We start from the raw sequence: 15,376 nt of genomic DNA, 5'->3' as shown, positions 1-15,376 counted from the left end.
GACGAGGTGGCATCGCTGAGAATGCTACGGCGACAGGGGTGGGCTGACGCAACATTCCTCGCGTCAGCACCCCGAGTTGCACGTTATTTAGTTGTTGGCCAGACCGTTGCACCTAGCCACCGGATTCCAAGTGCGCCTGAATCGGTTGGGAAATCATCAACGCAACTTCCTGAGAATGGTTTACCGTTGATTTCCAGATTAACGCCTTCGCTACTTACCGAGAAGTGGACGTCTCCCGAAAGCGGGAGGTCGGCTATTACAGCTTCGTCGCGTCGTTTCCACGAACTGCTGTCATGAATCCAACGGTTCATTTCCGCTTCGGTTTCGCTCACGCGTCGAATCAGTAACGCGTCCATATCCGTATCACCGCCCTGGCCGCGATAAGCGACGATCGCGATATGCGACTCAGCTTCTGCCGACGCGATCGAAAAAGAGAAAGTGAGATTCCGGCCAGGTTGCGTTCGCTGGACCAGGAGACAAAGGTTTCCTGAGTCAGCCATCTGACCGCCGTTCTCGGAAGACACAGGAGATCCAAAAATCAGGTCGAATGACTGCCACATTGCCTTCGATTGGCGTGCGCGACGCGACGCGCCCAGACGTTCGGCTGTCATGACATCTCGCCGGTCGCGGGTCAGGAGCGTATGGAGTCCGCCAAAAGTGTGGCCATGATGTGCTTCATCCCTGACGTTGAGCAACCGTACTTCATGAACGGCCCCATATGAGCCGAGGCAGATGTAGTCGAGCGCTTGCCATGACTTCCGATCAAGCAGCCACAATCCGCTCATGGAATGGCGTCGGGATGCGCGTTGGGCTCTTTCGCTTTCACCCACCAAGACAAAGTCGACTGATGCCGCCAAGCCACGGGTATAAACCGGACTGCCTGCATCCCAAAGGACCGCGCCGCTATTCAGGTCGATTACCGACCCCGCTTCGCTGTGGCAGGAAATCCGCTGGCCGTCGTCGGTGACCCAGATATTATGCAGACCGCTGCGGTTTTTTACGGGATCCAACGCGAGTAAGTCAAGATCAGGATAGTTGAATGTGGCTAGCGTTGAGCCCCTGCCGTGACGATGCGCTATTGCATATAAAAAGCCGTCTTTTTCAAATACCGAATTCAGATGATCGCCAGGAATATTATCAGAGGATAACCGGTCCCACCGTGCGCCGGAAACCCTCGCTTCCTGCATCAGGTTTGGTTTCGCAAAGTTGAAGATTGAAATGGAATTGCGACCTGTATTGGTGCAGATAACGCGTCCGTCGGATGCGAGAGTGATCTGATGCGGCTGAGAAAGGAAAGGCGGCGTTATGAATGTACCTTCCGACAGAATGCCTACTTCCGACATGGCGTAGGAGGAGACGTCCCGCAACTCATTATTGTCGAGCATCGAGTGGGAAAGGATCAAATCCTTTCCCTCCGGGCGCCAACTAATCCCGTAATACTCCGGCTGGTCCCATTCTAGAGGTATTACCTGCTTCGATCCCAATTCAACCAATAGCAACGCGCGCACCGTGGCAACGACTGCGTATAAGGCATCACTGCCCGGAAGCTTGTTCACTTTCATCCTCAACAAAAAACCAAACCGGCGCTTCGCGAGCGCCGTTCATTCAACCCTGTACCTTGACCGCTTTGCACTGTTCGAGTACCAACTCGCTCAGGCGGCGCACCGATTCTTCTGCCGACTCCGCGTCGGTGCGCAGGAGCAAAGCAGGTTCGAGCGGTTCTTCATAGAACGACGAGAGGCCCGTAAAGTTTGAGATCTCCCCTCGTTTTGCCCGCGCGTAATGGCCTTTGGGGTCCCGCTGCTCGCATATAGAAAGCGGGCAGCGGCAGTAGACCTCGAGAAAGTCCTTGGCAGGGATTACTTCCTTGATCTTTTCGCGGGCCTGGCGCACTGGTGAAACCAAGGCGACGATTACAACGTTTCCCTGATCAAGGAAGAGCTTCGCAGTCTCGGCTACCCTGCGAACGTTTTCATTTCGGTCCGCCGCAGAGAAGCTGAGATCTGCGCAGAGACCCAGCCTAATGTTGTCGCCGTCGAGGGTAACCGTCTGGAGTCCGAGATCGTGGAGAATCCGCTCGGCTGAGCGGGCAATTGTCGACTTGCCCGAACCTGGTAGCCCAGTGAGCCAGACGACTGCGCCCCGATGATCATTCCTGGATTCACGCTGCTCGCGTGTAACTGCCGACGGTTGCGTGACCACGTTAGTGGCTGGCGAAGACGGTTCGTGTGTGCTCGTAAGATGGGTTGTTTCCATTATTGTTCCTGCTTCGAGCGCTTTACGCTTCAAGGGCCGAGGACTGGATCGGACTTGACCACGGGTGGGCCAGCACAAGCATTCCGCGATCCATGAGCCTCCGCTGCGCGCGGGAGGTGGGGTGGCCCTGGCGAGCGTTGGCTGAAAGCACGCAATTTAAGACATAAAAAGAATTGTATGAACGCGCACTATGGGGAAAGTGCCACGTACCCGCCGTAACATTTTGTGTCGGCCCATTACCTAGCCGGTCGTTCAACACTCTCCGCGTCGCGAGCAATTCAAGAGCGTGCTTATCGCTGTGCCAAAATTTTCGCTCGGAAGCGAAACCAGACAAGCATATGTATTCACAATCTGTGACAGCGCGACGAGCCTTCGGCCAGATAATTTGACAATCTGCATCGGAAAAGAGTTTGATGTCGGGTATCACGATCTCATTTCCTTAAAACCGTAATGGTAGTTAATGAGGGGAAATATTTCGTAACCATTTTCATGCGTTCAGTTAACCGAACTGCACACGGACATTTCGAAATGTCCCGTCTGACATTCCAGATTGTAAGGATATCAAAAGAAATTGCAAGTTGCAAAAAAGAGGCGTTGTTAAGGAGTCTAATTTGGAGAGGGTGCTTAAAAGTTTGGATTATGATCTTGCTCGTTCTGATCATTGAATAACCCGATGATTCAACGATTTGCCATTGTCGCTTTAAGGTACGAGCAGAGGAGTTAGAATACGGATTATAGTTATCAACTAGGTGATTTGAATGGCGCCGAAAGTCGCTTGAATCACATTTGGTTGGTTGTTCCTTCGAATGATTACTTAGCCGCAAGCGTGCTGAATTCAATCATTCGTCCCCTGCGATCCGCCCGCGGTGCCGGAGGGTGGTCGGGCCGCTGGCAGTTCTCCACGCCTGATACAACCCGTCCCCGCGCCGTTGCCGGCAACGCGCAAATATTGCCGCATGGTCGGCCAGACATGGGGCACCAACGTGCGAGATGTCGGTCGAACGACAATAACTCGGCACCAAGGCGGCCTTGTCAACAAAGTTGGTGGACCCCGAACCCGTCCCCGTCTAAAATCGTGGAACTTTTTTCGAGAATTTGCTTTATATGCGCAAGAGACCCACTGTAAGTGCGTTGTCGGATATCGCGGCGGCAACAAGACGTTATTCGCTCGTAGGAATGCTTGGCTGGCAGGATGTGCGCCAGCGTTACAGGCGTTCAGCGCTCGGTCCGCTCTGGCTGACTATCAGCATGGGTGTCATGATTGGCACGATTGGCATTGTGTTCGGTACTATTTTCAAATCCCCGATGACGGAATTTCTTCCGTTTATTGCGATCGGCATTATTTTGTGGAGTTTCATATCGACAGTAATTACCGAGGGGTGTACTGGTTTCATTGCCGCAGAAGGCATTATTAAGCAACTTCCTATTCCACTGTTTGTCCATATCCTTCGGATGATCTGGCGAAATATATTAATTCTTGGGCATAACGTTGTCATATTTCCGATTATCTTGCTTGCTGTTGGGAAGCCTCTTTATCTGACGGCGTTTCTCGCTATACCCGGCCTTTTATTGCTGCTGATCAATTTAACGTGGGTGGCGCTGATTCTTGCGCTCCTGTGCGCGCGATATCGCGATCTCGCCCAGATTGTCGGGAGTGTTCTGCAGGTCGTGTTCTATCTGACGCCAATAATGTGGATGCCGAAAAACTTGCCTAAAGGTGCCGGTTTATATTTGCTGGACCTGAACCCGATGTATCACCTATTGGAAATCGTGCGCGCGCCACTGCTTGGCGATTTTCCTACGACGATAAACTGGGTGGTTGCATGCGCACTGGCACTGGTGGGATGGTTGTTCGCAATTGCGCTTTACGGACGTTATAAGCGACGTATCGCTTACTGGTTGTAACCAAGACGGAAATTATGGCATTTATCGAATTCGAGAACGTGTGCGTTGATTTTGCAATTTATAACGCAAATGGCAGGTCGCTCAAGAAAAGGCTGATGCAGGTTGCGACAGGTGGGCAAATTGGCGCGGACAAGGACGGGCGCGTAGTAGTACGTGCACTGGAGGGATTGAGTTTCACGTTGCGTGATGGCGATCGCGTGGGCCTATTGGGTCATAACGGCGCGGGAAAGAGCACGCTGTTACGGTTGCTCGGCGGTGTGTATGAACCATCGTCCGGGAGAGCCCGTATCGACGGCGAGATTGGCTCGCTGATCGATATATCGCTTGGAACTGATCCCGAAGCAACCGGACGCGAAAACATCTTCATGCGTGGAGCATTGCTCGGCATGCCACGTTCGCATATCAAGAGGCAGATAGACGAGATCATCGATTTCTCTGAACTGGGCGATTTCGTGGACATGCCCATGAGGACCTATTCGACGGGTATGCATCTGCGGCTGGCGTTTGCCGTGTCGACGATCGTGCGCCCCGAAATCCTGTTAATGGACGAATGGTTATCGGTGGGAGACGAGGGGTTCAAGCAGAAGGCTGAAATACGCATGACCGAACTGGTTAAGGCGACGAATATTCTGGTGATCGCATCGCACTCGCGGGAGCTGATTACGCATACGTGCAATCGCGTGCTCTGGCTTGAGCACGGTAGGGTCAAAATGGATGGTGATCCGCACACCATCCTCGACGCGTACTTTGGCGTGGAGGCGAAGGTAAATGGCTGAAGCCGATCGCCCACCGCAACCGGTCAGGCCGTCGCTGTTGAAACGAGCGGCGCGAAAAATGGCTCGGCTGGCTTATCGGATGGTATTACCTATTGTCAGGCCGCTTGCGTTTCGTACGCGCCGTTATCTAACGCAGGGCATACAAGATGAATTGAATCGTACTGCCGCTGTGGCTCAGGGCGTGAACGACGAGCTTCGTCGCATGCAGGCGGAGCTTGCGCACGAAATTCGCCACGCGCACGCCACGGGGCGCGAAGTCCTGCAGATGACGGCGGAGAGCGTGCAGCATCAGATCCTAGTCAATGCGCATCACTGGCACACGGTCGGGTACAAAGATGCGCAGGCATTATCTGCTGGTCTGCACCAGAGCATTCAGGTCTCGCGGGAATCGATCCGTGACGAGGTGCTTCTCTTGCAGGAAGCCACTGCGGCTGAATTGCGGGCTCTGATGAAGGAATCGCGCGAAGCGATTCGATCCGTTGCAGAAGATCACGCATTCAATGAGTTTTCTCGTCTTGACCGGCTTGAACACTTGGCGACTATTTCCGCGCGACGCGTGGCTGTGCATAGCGATCAAGATCGGGTTCTGCTTAAGTCCGAAGTGGGTTACGTACTTTGTGCGGACTCGGATCACGCAGTGCTCGCCGGACTGCTCGATACCGGGGATCTGGAGCGAGGAACGCGCTTGCTGATTCAACAATTCGTCGGCCGCGGCAATGTTTTCGTTGATGTCGGTGCCCACCTTGGCCTGTTGTCACTTGCTGCGGCGAGGGCGATGCATGGCCACGGAAAGATCTTTGCTTTCGAGCCGTTTCCGAATACGCGGGCCATGTTGAAAAGGTCGTTTTGGCTCAACGGCCTCTCTGACATGATCGAGGTACACGGTGCCGCTGTTTCAAATAATATCGGCGAGACAAAGCTATTCCTGGGTGCGACGAGCGGACACCACTCGATCTTCGCGCTCGACCTTCCCGCCGATTACGAAACCTCTTCAATTGATGTTCGCACGGTCACGCTCGATAGCGCGCTCCCGGCCGGCTTGACCGTAGACTTGTTGAAGATCGATGCCGAGGGTGCAGAACTCGACATCATGGAGGGGGCGAAGTCGCTGCTCGCAAATAATCCGGAGATTGCCCTGATCGTAGAATTAGGACCGTCTCATTTGAGGCGTGTGGGTCATTCTCTCGATCACTGGCTTGGAGCGTTCGCGAAAAGCGGCTTTGTTTACCGCGCAATCAATCCTGACACGGGCGTTCTGGAGTACGTGACGCAGGAGCAACTGGGTCAGGCGGAAAGTACTAACCTGTTTTTCGCGCGGAACGGGTCCGTCGCATGGAAAAAATTGGGTTTTGACGTATGAATAGTGTGAAGAAAGGCGTGATAGTAGTGGGCGCCGGCGGGCACGCCAAGGTGTGCATCGAAAGCCTGCAAGGGATGGGCGAGCAGGTCGATTTTTGTGTAGGGGACGATCGCAGCCAAAGCGTTTGCGTCGGAGTGCCCGTTTTGAACGGCGACGACCATCTCGTGCGATTACATGAAGAAGGATACCGGCGAGCATTCATCGCCATTGGTTCGAATCGCTTAAGAGAGCGTTTAGCTGATTTAGCCATTGCTCAGGGCTACGAACTGGTCAATGCAATCAGTCCGTACGCGGTCATTTCGCCCTCTGTTAAGTTAGGCGCCGGAATTGCTGTGATGGCGGGGGCGGTAATCAATGCGGAGGCGGTAATTGACTCCCTCGCGATCATCAACACAGGCGCATGTGTCGATCATGACTGTAAAATCGGGAAAGCGGCACATGTCGCTCCGCAATGTGGACTTGCTGGAAATGTGAGTGTGGGAAGTCAAAGTTTCCTCGGAATCGGTAGCCGGGTCATTCCGGAGATCTCTATTGGTTCGGGCGTCATGGTTGGCTCAGGAAGCGTCGTTATTACCGATATAGCAGATGAACAAACGGTCGTTGGCGTGCCTGCGCGACCGCTAATACGTTGAGAGAAAATATACAATGAATAGGATTTCTGTCGCACAACCGGTGCTCAATGGTAACGAACGCAAATATGTTCTCGATTGCCTGGATACCAGCTGGATATCGTCGGTCGGAAAATATATCACCGCGTTCGAGGAGTCGTTCGCGCAGTTTTGCCGTGTAAAACATGCCATTGCTACCAACAACGGCACAACCGCGCTTCACCTCGCGCTGGTGGCGCTCGATTTGCATCCGGGCGACGAGGTGATTATTCCGACTGTCACGTATATCGCCACCGCAAACGCGGTCCGGTATTGCGGTGCTACTCCAGTGCTCGTCGACGTCGATGCGGCGACGATGAATATCGATCCGGCCGATATCGAACGCAAAATCACGCCGAAGACGAAGGGGATTATTCCCGTCCATCTCTATGGCCACCCGGCGGAAATGGAGACTATTAACGCGATCGCGCGCAAGCACAAACTGTGGGTGGTTGAAGATGCTGCCGAAGCGCACGGCGCGGAAGTGGGTGGGCGCAAAGTAGGCTCCATGAGCAACTGCGCCACGTTCAGCTTCTTCGGCAACAAGATCGTTACCACCGGTGAAGGCGGGATGATCACGACGAACAATGACGAGCTCGCTCAGAAATTGCGGTTGTTCCGCGGTCAGGGCATGGATTTGAACCGGCGTTACTGGTTCCCGGTAGTGGGCTACAACTATCGCATGACGAACATTCAGGCGGCCATCGGTTTGGCGCAAATGGAGACGATCGAGAAGTCGCTCTCCGACCGCGCCACACTCGCTACGTGGTATGCCGATGCATTGGCTGGTCTCGAAGAACAGATCGTCTTGCCAAAGGAAGTTGAGTCCGTCAAACAGGTGTACTGGATGTACAACATCTTCCTGCGTAATGGCAACGCGACGCGACGCGACGCAGTCATGCGCCACTTGGCAGACGTCGGCATTGAAACGCGTCCGGTCTTCTACCCGATGCACGTTCTGCCGCCGTATAAGGAAGAGACGGTCTATCCGGTGGCCGACCTCTGGGCTCAGCGGGGCATTAATCTTCCGACCCATCAGGCGCTGACGCAAGCCGATGTACATCGCGTCGCAGACAGTCTCAAGCAGGCTTTGCTCCAAGCATGAAAATCGCTTTGGTCTCGACATTCGTTCCGTTTATCTATGGTGGCGCGAGAAACATAGTCGAGTGGTTGCAAGCCATGCTGGAGAAGGAGGGGCATCAAGTCGAGCGCATCTACCTGCCCCAGGTTGATGTTCCGGACCTCCTCTTTCAACAAATGACAGCGTTCCGCTGGATCGACCTGTCCTCTGCGGACCGGGTGATTTGTTTCCGGCCTCAAGCGCACCTGATCCAGCACCCGCACAAGATACTTTGGTTTATTCATCATATCCGCTCGTTCTACGACCTTTGGGACAACGACCGTTACCGCGGCTTTCCTGATGATGAAAAGCACCGTGGTGTGCGTGCGGCATTGCACGACGCGGATACCGCCGCGCTGCGTGAGGCAAAGCGAATCTTTACCAATTCGCGGGTCGTATCTGATCGGCTGAAGCATTTCAACGGTGTAGACAGCGAAGTACTTTATCCGCCTGTCTTCGATTCAGAGCGATTCCATACGCGTCAATATAACGATGAGATAGTTTGCGTTTGCCGGCTTGAACATCATAAGCGGCAGCATTTGCTTGTCGACGCCATGGAATTTACCAAGACGCCGGTGCGGTTGCGTCTATGCGGCTCCAGTTCAGGTTCTCACTATCCGGAAGAACTCGAGAGCCGAATCGCGGAGTTGGGCGTTGGTGACCGCGTGACCCTTGATTACCGCTGGATCACGGAAGAAGAGAAGGCGAATTACTTTGCCGATTGCCTGGCGACTGCCTATCTGCCAGAGGATGAAGATTCGTACGGCTATCCAAGCGTGGAAGCGAGTCATTCGGCGAAAGCAATTATCACTACAACCGACTCTGGCGGCGTCCTTGAGTTGGTGCAGGACGGCGTCAACGGTTTTGTTACACAGCCGTCAGCCGAGCGCTTGGCTGAGGTGATGGACAAGCTCTACCTCGACCGGGAACTTGCCAAACAGATGGGAAGGAAAGCGCTGGAACGGCTGGACGAAATCAATATCTCCTGGTCCCACGTTCTCAGAAGGTTGCTCGCGTGAAAGTACTGATTGTGAATAATATGGCGCCGTTCGTGTGGGGCGGGGCGGAAGAGCTCGCAGTTAACCTTCAGAAAAATCTAATCATTGAGGGACATGACTCCGAGGTGTTGCGGATCCCATTCCAATGGGAACCCGCCTCGCGCATATCTTCGCAGATGCTGATGGTCCGTGCGCTCGAGTTGTGGAACGTCGACAAGGTGATTGCACTCAAATTTCCCGCGTTCTACATCAGGCATCCCGACAAGACGCTTTGGCTGTTGCATCAGTATCGACAGGCGTATGACCTGTATGACGTCGGCCAGACGAACCTTTCTCCGGGGCAGGAAGGTAATGATCTACGCGCACTGATAACTAATGCGGATAACGAAGCATTTGCCGAAAGCAAACGGATCTTCACGAACTCCGAAGTCACGCGGCGTCGACTCCAGAAATATAATGGCTTCGACGCTACGGTATTGCTTCCTCCCATCAACGATCCCGACCTGTTCACGGGTGGACGCTTCGGTGACTATATTTTCGCGGGCGGGCGGGTTAATGGCATGAAGCGCCAGCATTTGCTGTTGGAGGCATTGGCACACACCGGTTCGAACGTCAGACTGGTTATTGCAGGGCCGCCTGACAGCCCGGCGGACGGTGATCAGCTTCGGGAAGCGGTCGAGCGGCTTGGCTTAGGCAACCGCGTAAAACTGGACTTGCGATTTTTGCCACGTGAGACCTACGCCGAATACCTGATGAATGCAGCGGCGGTCGCCTATCTTCCCTTCGACGAAGATTCGCTCGGTTATGTGGCAATGGAAGCTGCGACGGCCGGGAAAGCGCTCATCACTACGTCAGACAGCGGTGGCATTCTGGGGCTCGTCAAGCAGGGTGAAACCGGATGGGTCGCCGAGCCTGCGGCGGCATCACTCGCCAACGCCATGAATGCAGCTCTTGCAGATACAGCGTTGACCCGGAGTTACGGCCGTGGCGCACAGGACTTATGGAATAGCTTTGACATTACCTGGCCGAAAACAGTTGAGAGTCTTCTGCGATGAAATTGCTCATATTTACACCTGCGCTCAAGACCTCTGCGATCGGCCGAATGACCTGCCTTGTCAGTCATGCGCTAATCGCGCAGGGGCATCAAGTAGTCATAGTGCGCGCCGAAAGTGATGCGCTCCTTAGTCGTCCTTCACACGATTTTGGTACACGGATGATTCCGTGGAATGCGGAAAGTCAGGTATTGGATGCAGCAGCTGAGTGCGACACAACGATCTATCAGGTCGGCGACAATTACGAATACCACGAAGGCTGCGTCACGTGGTTAGCGCGCTTGCCCGGTGTTGTGTGTCTGCATGATTTTTTTATCGGACACATGTTCCATGGCTGGGCGCAGACGAACATGGACGCTGCAAATTCCATTCTGCAACACTTGTATGGCGACGACGTAGCAACGCGGTTTTTCAAGTACCCAGACAACCATGCATTCCTGGAAGGAACAAAAGATAAGGCTCCATTGATTGAGTGGATTGCCTCTCAAGCTTTAGGAGTTATCACACACAGCCATTGGGGTACGCCGCGCCTGAAGCGCTCCTGTGCCGGACCGGTTCGAGTTGTTCCGCTTGCATACGATGCGCCCGGGGAATCTTTAGTGTCGACCGACTACCAGCCCAATAAGTTTGGCAGGATGAAGTTATTGACGATCGGTCACATCAATCGGAACAAACGGGTGGACAACGTAATTCGTGCGATTGCCGCTAGTCCGCTATTGAAACAAAACGTCGTATACCGGCTGGTGGGATTTATCGATCCGAAGACAACTCTCGAGCTCACCGCACTGGCAAACGGCTTACGTGTGAATTTGGTGATATCGGGCCCCGTAAACGATACCGAGCTGGCATCCGCTGTGGGGGAGGCGGACGTTATGAGCTGTCTGCGATGGCCCAGCCTTGAAGCGGCGTCGGCCTCGGCTATTGAGGCAATGCTCTATGGCAAAGCTACCGTGGTGACCGATACCGGGTTTTATAGCGAGATCCCGGATGATTGCGTCGAAAAAATTTCACACGAGGACGAGATTGACGAAGTTCGAGCAACACTTGAGCGCCTTTATTCGTCGCCCGCAGCGCGGGCTGCGCTGGGTGAGCGAGCAAGCCAATGGGCATTGTCAACGCACTCCGCGGACAACTATGCAAGGGAGCTCATCGATACAAGCATCGCCAGTCAAAAGTCCAGACCGCGCGTCAACGCCAAGGCATATTTCGTTCGGGTAATGAAGCAATGGGGTGCGAGCGATGAACTGCTTTGCGCCGAAGAGACGGTGGCTTCGCTTGCCGTGATGGATTAGCCGTGTGGCGGTAGGAGGGCGCCGCCAACTGGTCGGTGGTGTACTGTCAAGTACCACCGTGGCTCGGGGATCGTTGCCCGCGAAATCGTGAGTCACTCTTGCGATAGCGCGGGTGGCGATTTATCGCTCGTGCTCATATATGCAGTCAGTTTCCTCGAAAACCGCACACTTCTCGCGTCTACATAGCGTTCGAACGCGATGGCTAGCAAAAGGCTTAGAGCCATGCTCGTTGCCATTGCAAAGGCCGCGGAAAGTCCGTAGCCAAATGTTGGATACACGGCGTTGAAAACGGCGAAGCCGACGGTGAAAATAACAGGGAAATGGATCAGATACAGGCTGAACGAGATCTTTCCCAGCCATACCGGTAAGCGCATAGACAAGGCGGCACGAGCCTGATGGCATAGACACACGCCCAGCATGATAAGAATTGCACCGAACTCGAACTGCAGGCGAATGCCAGCCCGGGTGTTAAGCCAGGCAACCTGGTTCGCAACATTTAACGCCACATCAAAAGGATGCTGGCTTAGCGTGGATGAAACAGTGATTCCGCACGCTATGAGGATTCCCGCGACTAATGATGCACCTCGGCTCTTTAGCCGGACGAGCCTTTCTTTGCTCACATAGGCAGCGAAACCCAAAAGAAACAGCGTGAAGAAACTTGTCCCGGTAACAAGAAGCGCAATCAGGCAGACCGGCCAGAAGACTCTCCTCGATACGGCTTTGTAGAAGAAAGCGACGGCGATGGTCAGCACGGATCCCCAGAGCTCTGCATGTAACGTCCAGAGAGGAGGGTTGAAAGCCAGGGTTAGCGGAGTGCCGACAATCAAGCTCGAAACGATCGGAATGTGCTGCAGTACGGATTCGGTTTCATATCCGAGCACCATTGAATTGAGGGTAGTGTCTTTGATGATCGACCACAGGCTCATGGGGTTGCGACAGAGTGCTGACGCCCAGGCGGACATGGTGACACCCACCGCGTGATCCCTGGCGGCAGGCAGAATGAGCCAAAGCCCCACCGAGATAATTCCTGCGGCTAGAACCGGTATATAAAGTCTTGCGAAACGTTTCGCGATGATCTGGCAGGCCCCAAGTTTCGTCGTCAGGAACGACGGTGCTAGCACGAAGCCGCTCATGAGGAAGAAGATGTACACGGCCGTGTTGCCATCGATCAGGAAATAAAGAGGCGTGCGAGCGAATTCCGCCTCCCATGCGTAGTGGGCGTTCCCACCTACGCCCGCGAAGACGGGAAAAAACGCGGAAAACAAGTGCGTGAGAACTACCTGAAGCGCAGCCATGCCGCGCATCCCTTCAATGAATCCGAAAGTTTCTCTCTTGGCCGCTGTCGCGTTCATGGATACTTTATGTCTAGCATATGTTCTTAATGTTGATTATGTGAGAAGCACGGTAACGCACGACCGAGGCCCATTTAAAAGAACTGGCGACGTGCTCCAGTCATCGACTAATCAGCGGACTGTGACCGAGTAGCAGCTTGCGTGACTCAGATGACCCTGTAACCAACCCCATGTTTACATCTCTTGCATTGCGCGTCGATGCATCGATAAAGCGGTGACTGAGGAGGCTTGTGTTCCAATAAGGTGCGCTCGCACAACGATCGCAAGTTACCCTACCTGTCGAGCGCTCCTGCTGCCCTCTGCCACAATTGATTTCTATCTCCGTCAAACGCGGCGAAAGATCATTTCACTACTCCAGTAGTTTAAACTGCCGCCTCAAACCACTAGGGCATCCGGCAATGAAGAAGGCGTCACTATTACTCCTCCCGTGTCTTGCGGTCATCGTTATGCTTTGGCTGCCGTATGGCTTCCACATGGGTGGCCTGATTGAAGAGTGGGGGCTGCTAGGGCTGTATTCCCAGCACGGCCCGTTTTTCTTCGCCGGCGCGGACAGCTTGATGCCTCAACACCAGATGCGCCCGCTAATGACAACCCCGTGGGCAATTGCGTACGCAGTCGACCCGGATTCGTGGTGGTTCTGGCACGTCGAACTTGCCCTTTCCCTTCTGATCCGCGGCGCAGCGATGGCGTGGATAGCAATGTACCTGACAGGCTCAAGGCGCCTTGCGGTAATCGCTGGTTTGCTGTTGATGGTATGGCCCGCCGACACGCTGCAGATGGCATTTCGGGCGCTCAATATCGGCATGTCGTTTTCCCTCATTGTGCTCTCGGCAGCGTTGCTGGTCGCTGCGTATCTTTCGGACAGGCGCAAGCATCGATACGCGTTGTCTATTGCTGCCGCTATGTGCATCGTTATCGGCACCTGGATGTATGAGCTGACGCTGTTGCTGGCGCCACTTCCCTTCTTGGTTCTTTACGCGCGAAACGGTCGGTCGGGGGCGTTCGCGACCATGCGAGGAAAAGGGGGGGCGACTGTAGCCTGGTTCCTCGGTTGCGCTGTGAGCAGCGTGTACATCGGCAACGTGTTGCTGACTGCCAAGAATACCTATCAGCAGCAAGTTGCCGGCGACGAGAGCCATGTGATAGCGGCCCTTGAAGCCAATGGAACCATGCTGTTCTCGCGTGGCTTTGTTCGCTCTTTGCTGGACGGGTGGCTCGACGCAGTACGCATTGTGGCTCACGACGTAGCCCATCCGGCGTACTTTGTCGCAGTGGCGATAGTTCTTGGTGTCATCGTCGCTTCTGCTCGACGCGTCGACATGCGGGACAGCGGCCGCACTCTGCGGATCGCGCTGGTCGGGGTACTCGTTCTCGCGATGGGCTATGCGCCGTTTCTTATTTCGCTGGCTCATTTGAGTACGACCCAGCGGACGTTCATGTTTGCGTCGCCCGGTTCGGTATTGGTTTTTCTCGCGGTGCTAATCATGGTCGACCGCGTCCAGTCGCATGTTGCAGCGGTTGCCGGTGTAACGCTGCTTTTCCTGGGCGCCGCGCAGCAGTTGTATCAGTTCGACGTTTACAACAAGTTGTACGAGAGTCAGCGTCAGATTCTGCGGTCTATCGTCCCCCAATTAAGAGACACTGAGCCGGGAAAAATAATTGTCGTGCTGGACGATTCGCAAAGACTGAATGGCACGTGGATGCTTGACGAACTCGTCCCGAGCGCACTGACCTATCTGACCGGGAAGCCGATCGGGACAGCACTTGTGTGCCTGACTCCGCAAAACATCTGGGAAATGCGCGACGGCGTGGCGCGCCAAGGAACATGTATCGAAACTGCGGACAGTTGGATTTTCAGAGGACCAGCTCCTGTTTCCGGCCCCGGCTTTGCGCTGACGACACAGCTCCCTGACTTTGTCGTTTCGAAGTCAAATGCCGTGGTCGTGCGAGTCCCCCGCGACCTTCGCAGTGGTAATGCTCTTCTCTCCGGTCATGCCGCGGTGCTGAATCCTAGCGCCTGGCCACTTCACCTGGGACTTTTCGATAAAGACTCCGACGGCGAGTCGCATCATTGGGATTTTGGGCACCGTTGGGATCTTCCGCAAGCTACTCCTGGCTCCGGTTGGAAGCCGGATGAATGGGTGTACACGCCCTTCAGGCAAACGTCGGCTGCATGGATTAATCAGCCACGTGCGACGCTGCTGTTCGATCTGCATCCTGCAGCGAAAGACTATGAGTTGGGTATTCAAACTCTGGCGCACGCAGCTTCCGCCAAAGACAACACGACCATCAGCGTAAATGGCGTGCCGGTTCCTGTTCAATGGACAAGCGACAAAGATCTAAGCGCCACCGTCAGCAAAGGGATTCTCAAGTCCGGGTCAAACACCATTGAATTCGAATCGCCTGCATCGCCTGACTATTATGGGCTCAGTATATTTGTCGATCAGATTGACCTTGCACCGAAAAACTAAACCCTTTGGTCTGTAACGTGTGGCCCTGAACCGTCATGCGGGTCCGTGATAGAGAGGACAATGGTTTTGACGGTGAGTCATCTCGGAGCACCGTCGATAGTGAAGCGGTGTCAACATACAATCTCGTCGCGGTCAGTTTCGGAACAG

Annotated in this window: 12 protein-coding genes; 9 read left to right on the top strand and 3 right to left on the bottom strand. The window is 54.4% G+C overall.

The genetic code is table 11. The annotated features are described in order from the left end of the window. Positions 1-83: 83 nt before the first annotated feature. Positions 84-1,556: a hypothetical protein gene (locus SBC1_RS14175; protein ID WP_165988251.1), complete on the bottom strand. Its 1,473-nt coding sequence runs from the start codon at positions 1,554-1,556 to the stop codon at positions 84-86. A gap of 49 nt (positions 1,557-1,605) precedes the next feature. Then, a complete protein-coding gene (cysC, locus tag SBC1_RS14170; RefSeq protein ID WP_165988249.1) occupies positions 1,606-2,256 on the bottom strand; it encodes an adenylyl-sulfate kinase in 651 nt (216 codons plus the stop codon). Between the two features lie 1,104 nt (positions 2,257-3,360). Here cysC and SBC1_RS14165 point away from each other — a divergent pair. From SBC1_RS14165 to SBC1_RS14130, 8 genes are read left to right on the top strand one after another with little or no spacing between them, the layout of a single operon-like run. Beyond that, a complete protein-coding gene (locus tag SBC1_RS14165; protein ID WP_165988247.1) occupies positions 3,361-4,161 on the top strand; it encodes an ABC transporter permease in 801 nt (266 codons plus the stop codon). 14 nt (positions 4,162-4,175) lie between these two features. Next, on the top strand, positions 4,176-4,937 hold the full coding sequence (locus SBC1_RS14160; protein ID WP_165988246.1) for an ABC transporter ATP-binding protein: 762 nt from the start codon (positions 4,176-4,178) through the stop codon (positions 4,935-4,937). After that, entirely contained in the window at positions 4,930-6,297 is a 1,368-nt protein-coding gene (locus tag SBC1_RS14155; RefSeq protein WP_165988244.1) for an FkbM family methyltransferase, read from the top strand. Before SBC1_RS14160 ends, SBC1_RS14155 begins: the two co-directional genes overlap by 8 nt. Further along, entirely contained in the window at positions 6,294-6,929 is a 636-nt protein-coding gene (locus SBC1_RS14150) for an acetyltransferase (protein WP_165988242.1), read from the top strand. The genes SBC1_RS14155 and SBC1_RS14150 overlap by 4 nt, the downstream gene beginning before the upstream one ends. Positions 6,930-6,942: 13 nt before the next feature. Continuing rightward, positions 6,943-8,049: a DegT/DnrJ/EryC1/StrS aminotransferase family protein gene (locus SBC1_RS14145; RefSeq protein WP_165988240.1), complete on the top strand. Its 1,107-nt coding sequence runs from the start codon at positions 6,943-6,945 to the stop codon at positions 8,047-8,049. Then, positions 8,046-9,083, top strand: a complete 1,038-nt coding sequence (locus SBC1_RS14140; protein ID WP_165988238.1) for a glycosyltransferase family 4 protein — start codon at positions 8,046-8,048, stop codon at positions 9,081-9,083. Before SBC1_RS14145 ends, SBC1_RS14140 begins: the two co-directional genes overlap by 4 nt. After that, positions 9,080-10,117 (top strand): glycosyltransferase family 4 protein, encoded by a 1,038-nt coding sequence (locus SBC1_RS14135; RefSeq protein ID WP_165988236.1) that lies wholly within the window; start codon positions 9,080-9,082, stop codon positions 10,115-10,117. Before SBC1_RS14140 ends, SBC1_RS14135 begins: the two co-directional genes overlap by 4 nt. Then, the gene (locus SBC1_RS14130; protein ID WP_165988234.1) at positions 10,114-11,406 is read left to right on the top strand and encodes a glycosyltransferase; all 1,293 of its coding nucleotides are present in this window, start codon (positions 10,114-10,116) and stop codon (positions 11,404-11,406) included. Before SBC1_RS14135 ends, SBC1_RS14130 begins: the two co-directional genes overlap by 4 nt. A 92-nt stretch (positions 11,407-11,498) precedes the next feature. Here SBC1_RS14130 and SBC1_RS14125 read toward each other — a convergent pair whose 3' ends face one another. Beyond that, entirely contained in the window at positions 11,499-12,758 is a 1,260-nt protein-coding gene (locus SBC1_RS14125) for an acyltransferase (protein WP_165988232.1), read from the bottom strand. 398 nt (positions 12,759-13,156) lie between these two features. Here SBC1_RS14125 and SBC1_RS14120 point away from each other — a divergent pair, with 398 nt between their 5' ends. Next, positions 13,157-15,229 (top strand): hypothetical protein, encoded by a 2,073-nt coding sequence (locus tag SBC1_RS14120; RefSeq protein WP_165988230.1) that lies wholly within the window; start codon positions 13,157-13,159, stop codon positions 15,227-15,229. Positions 15,230-15,376 lie beyond the last annotated feature (147 nt).

Origin of the sequence: Caballeronia sp. SBC1 (assembly GCF_011493005.1) — a bacterium.
GTDB lineage: Bacteria > Pseudomonadota > Gammaproteobacteria > Burkholderiales > Burkholderiaceae > Caballeronia.
The sequence above is the reverse complement of the archived record's forward strand: the minus strand, read 5'-3'. Positions and strand labels throughout refer to the sequence as shown.

Coding starts and splice junctions, on each gene's coding strand:
- cysC (WP_165988249.1), bottom strand. CDS start 2,256: ATGGAAACAACCCATCTTACGAGCACACACGAACCGTCTTCGCCAGCC.
- SBC1_RS14165 (WP_165988247.1), top strand. CDS start 3,361: ATGCGCAAGAGACCCACTGTAAGTGCGTTGTCGGATATCGCGGCGGCA.
- SBC1_RS14160 (WP_165988246.1), top strand. CDS start 4,176: ATGGCATTTATCGAATTCGAGAACGTGTGCGTTGATTTTGCAATTTAT.
- SBC1_RS14155 (WP_165988244.1), top strand. CDS start 4,930: ATGGCTGAAGCCGATCGCCCACCGCAACCGGTCAGGCCGTCGCTGTTG.
- SBC1_RS14150 (WP_165988242.1), top strand. CDS start 6,294: ATGAATAGTGTGAAGAAAGGCGTGATAGTAGTGGGCGCCGGCGGGCAC.
- SBC1_RS14145 (WP_165988240.1), top strand. CDS start 6,943: ATGAATAGGATTTCTGTCGCACAACCGGTGCTCAATGGTAACGAACGC.
- SBC1_RS14140 (WP_165988238.1), top strand. CDS start 8,046: ATGAAAATCGCTTTGGTCTCGACATTCGTTCCGTTTATCTATGGTGGC.
- SBC1_RS14130 (WP_165988234.1), top strand. CDS start 10,114: ATGAAATTGCTCATATTTACACCTGCGCTCAAGACCTCTGCGATCGGC.
- SBC1_RS14125 (WP_165988232.1), bottom strand. CDS start 12,758: ATGAACGCGACAGCGGCCAAGAGAGAAACTTTCGGATTCATTGAAGGG.
- SBC1_RS14120 (WP_165988230.1), top strand. CDS start 13,157: ATGAAGAAGGCGTCACTATTACTCCTCCCGTGTCTTGCGGTCATCGTT.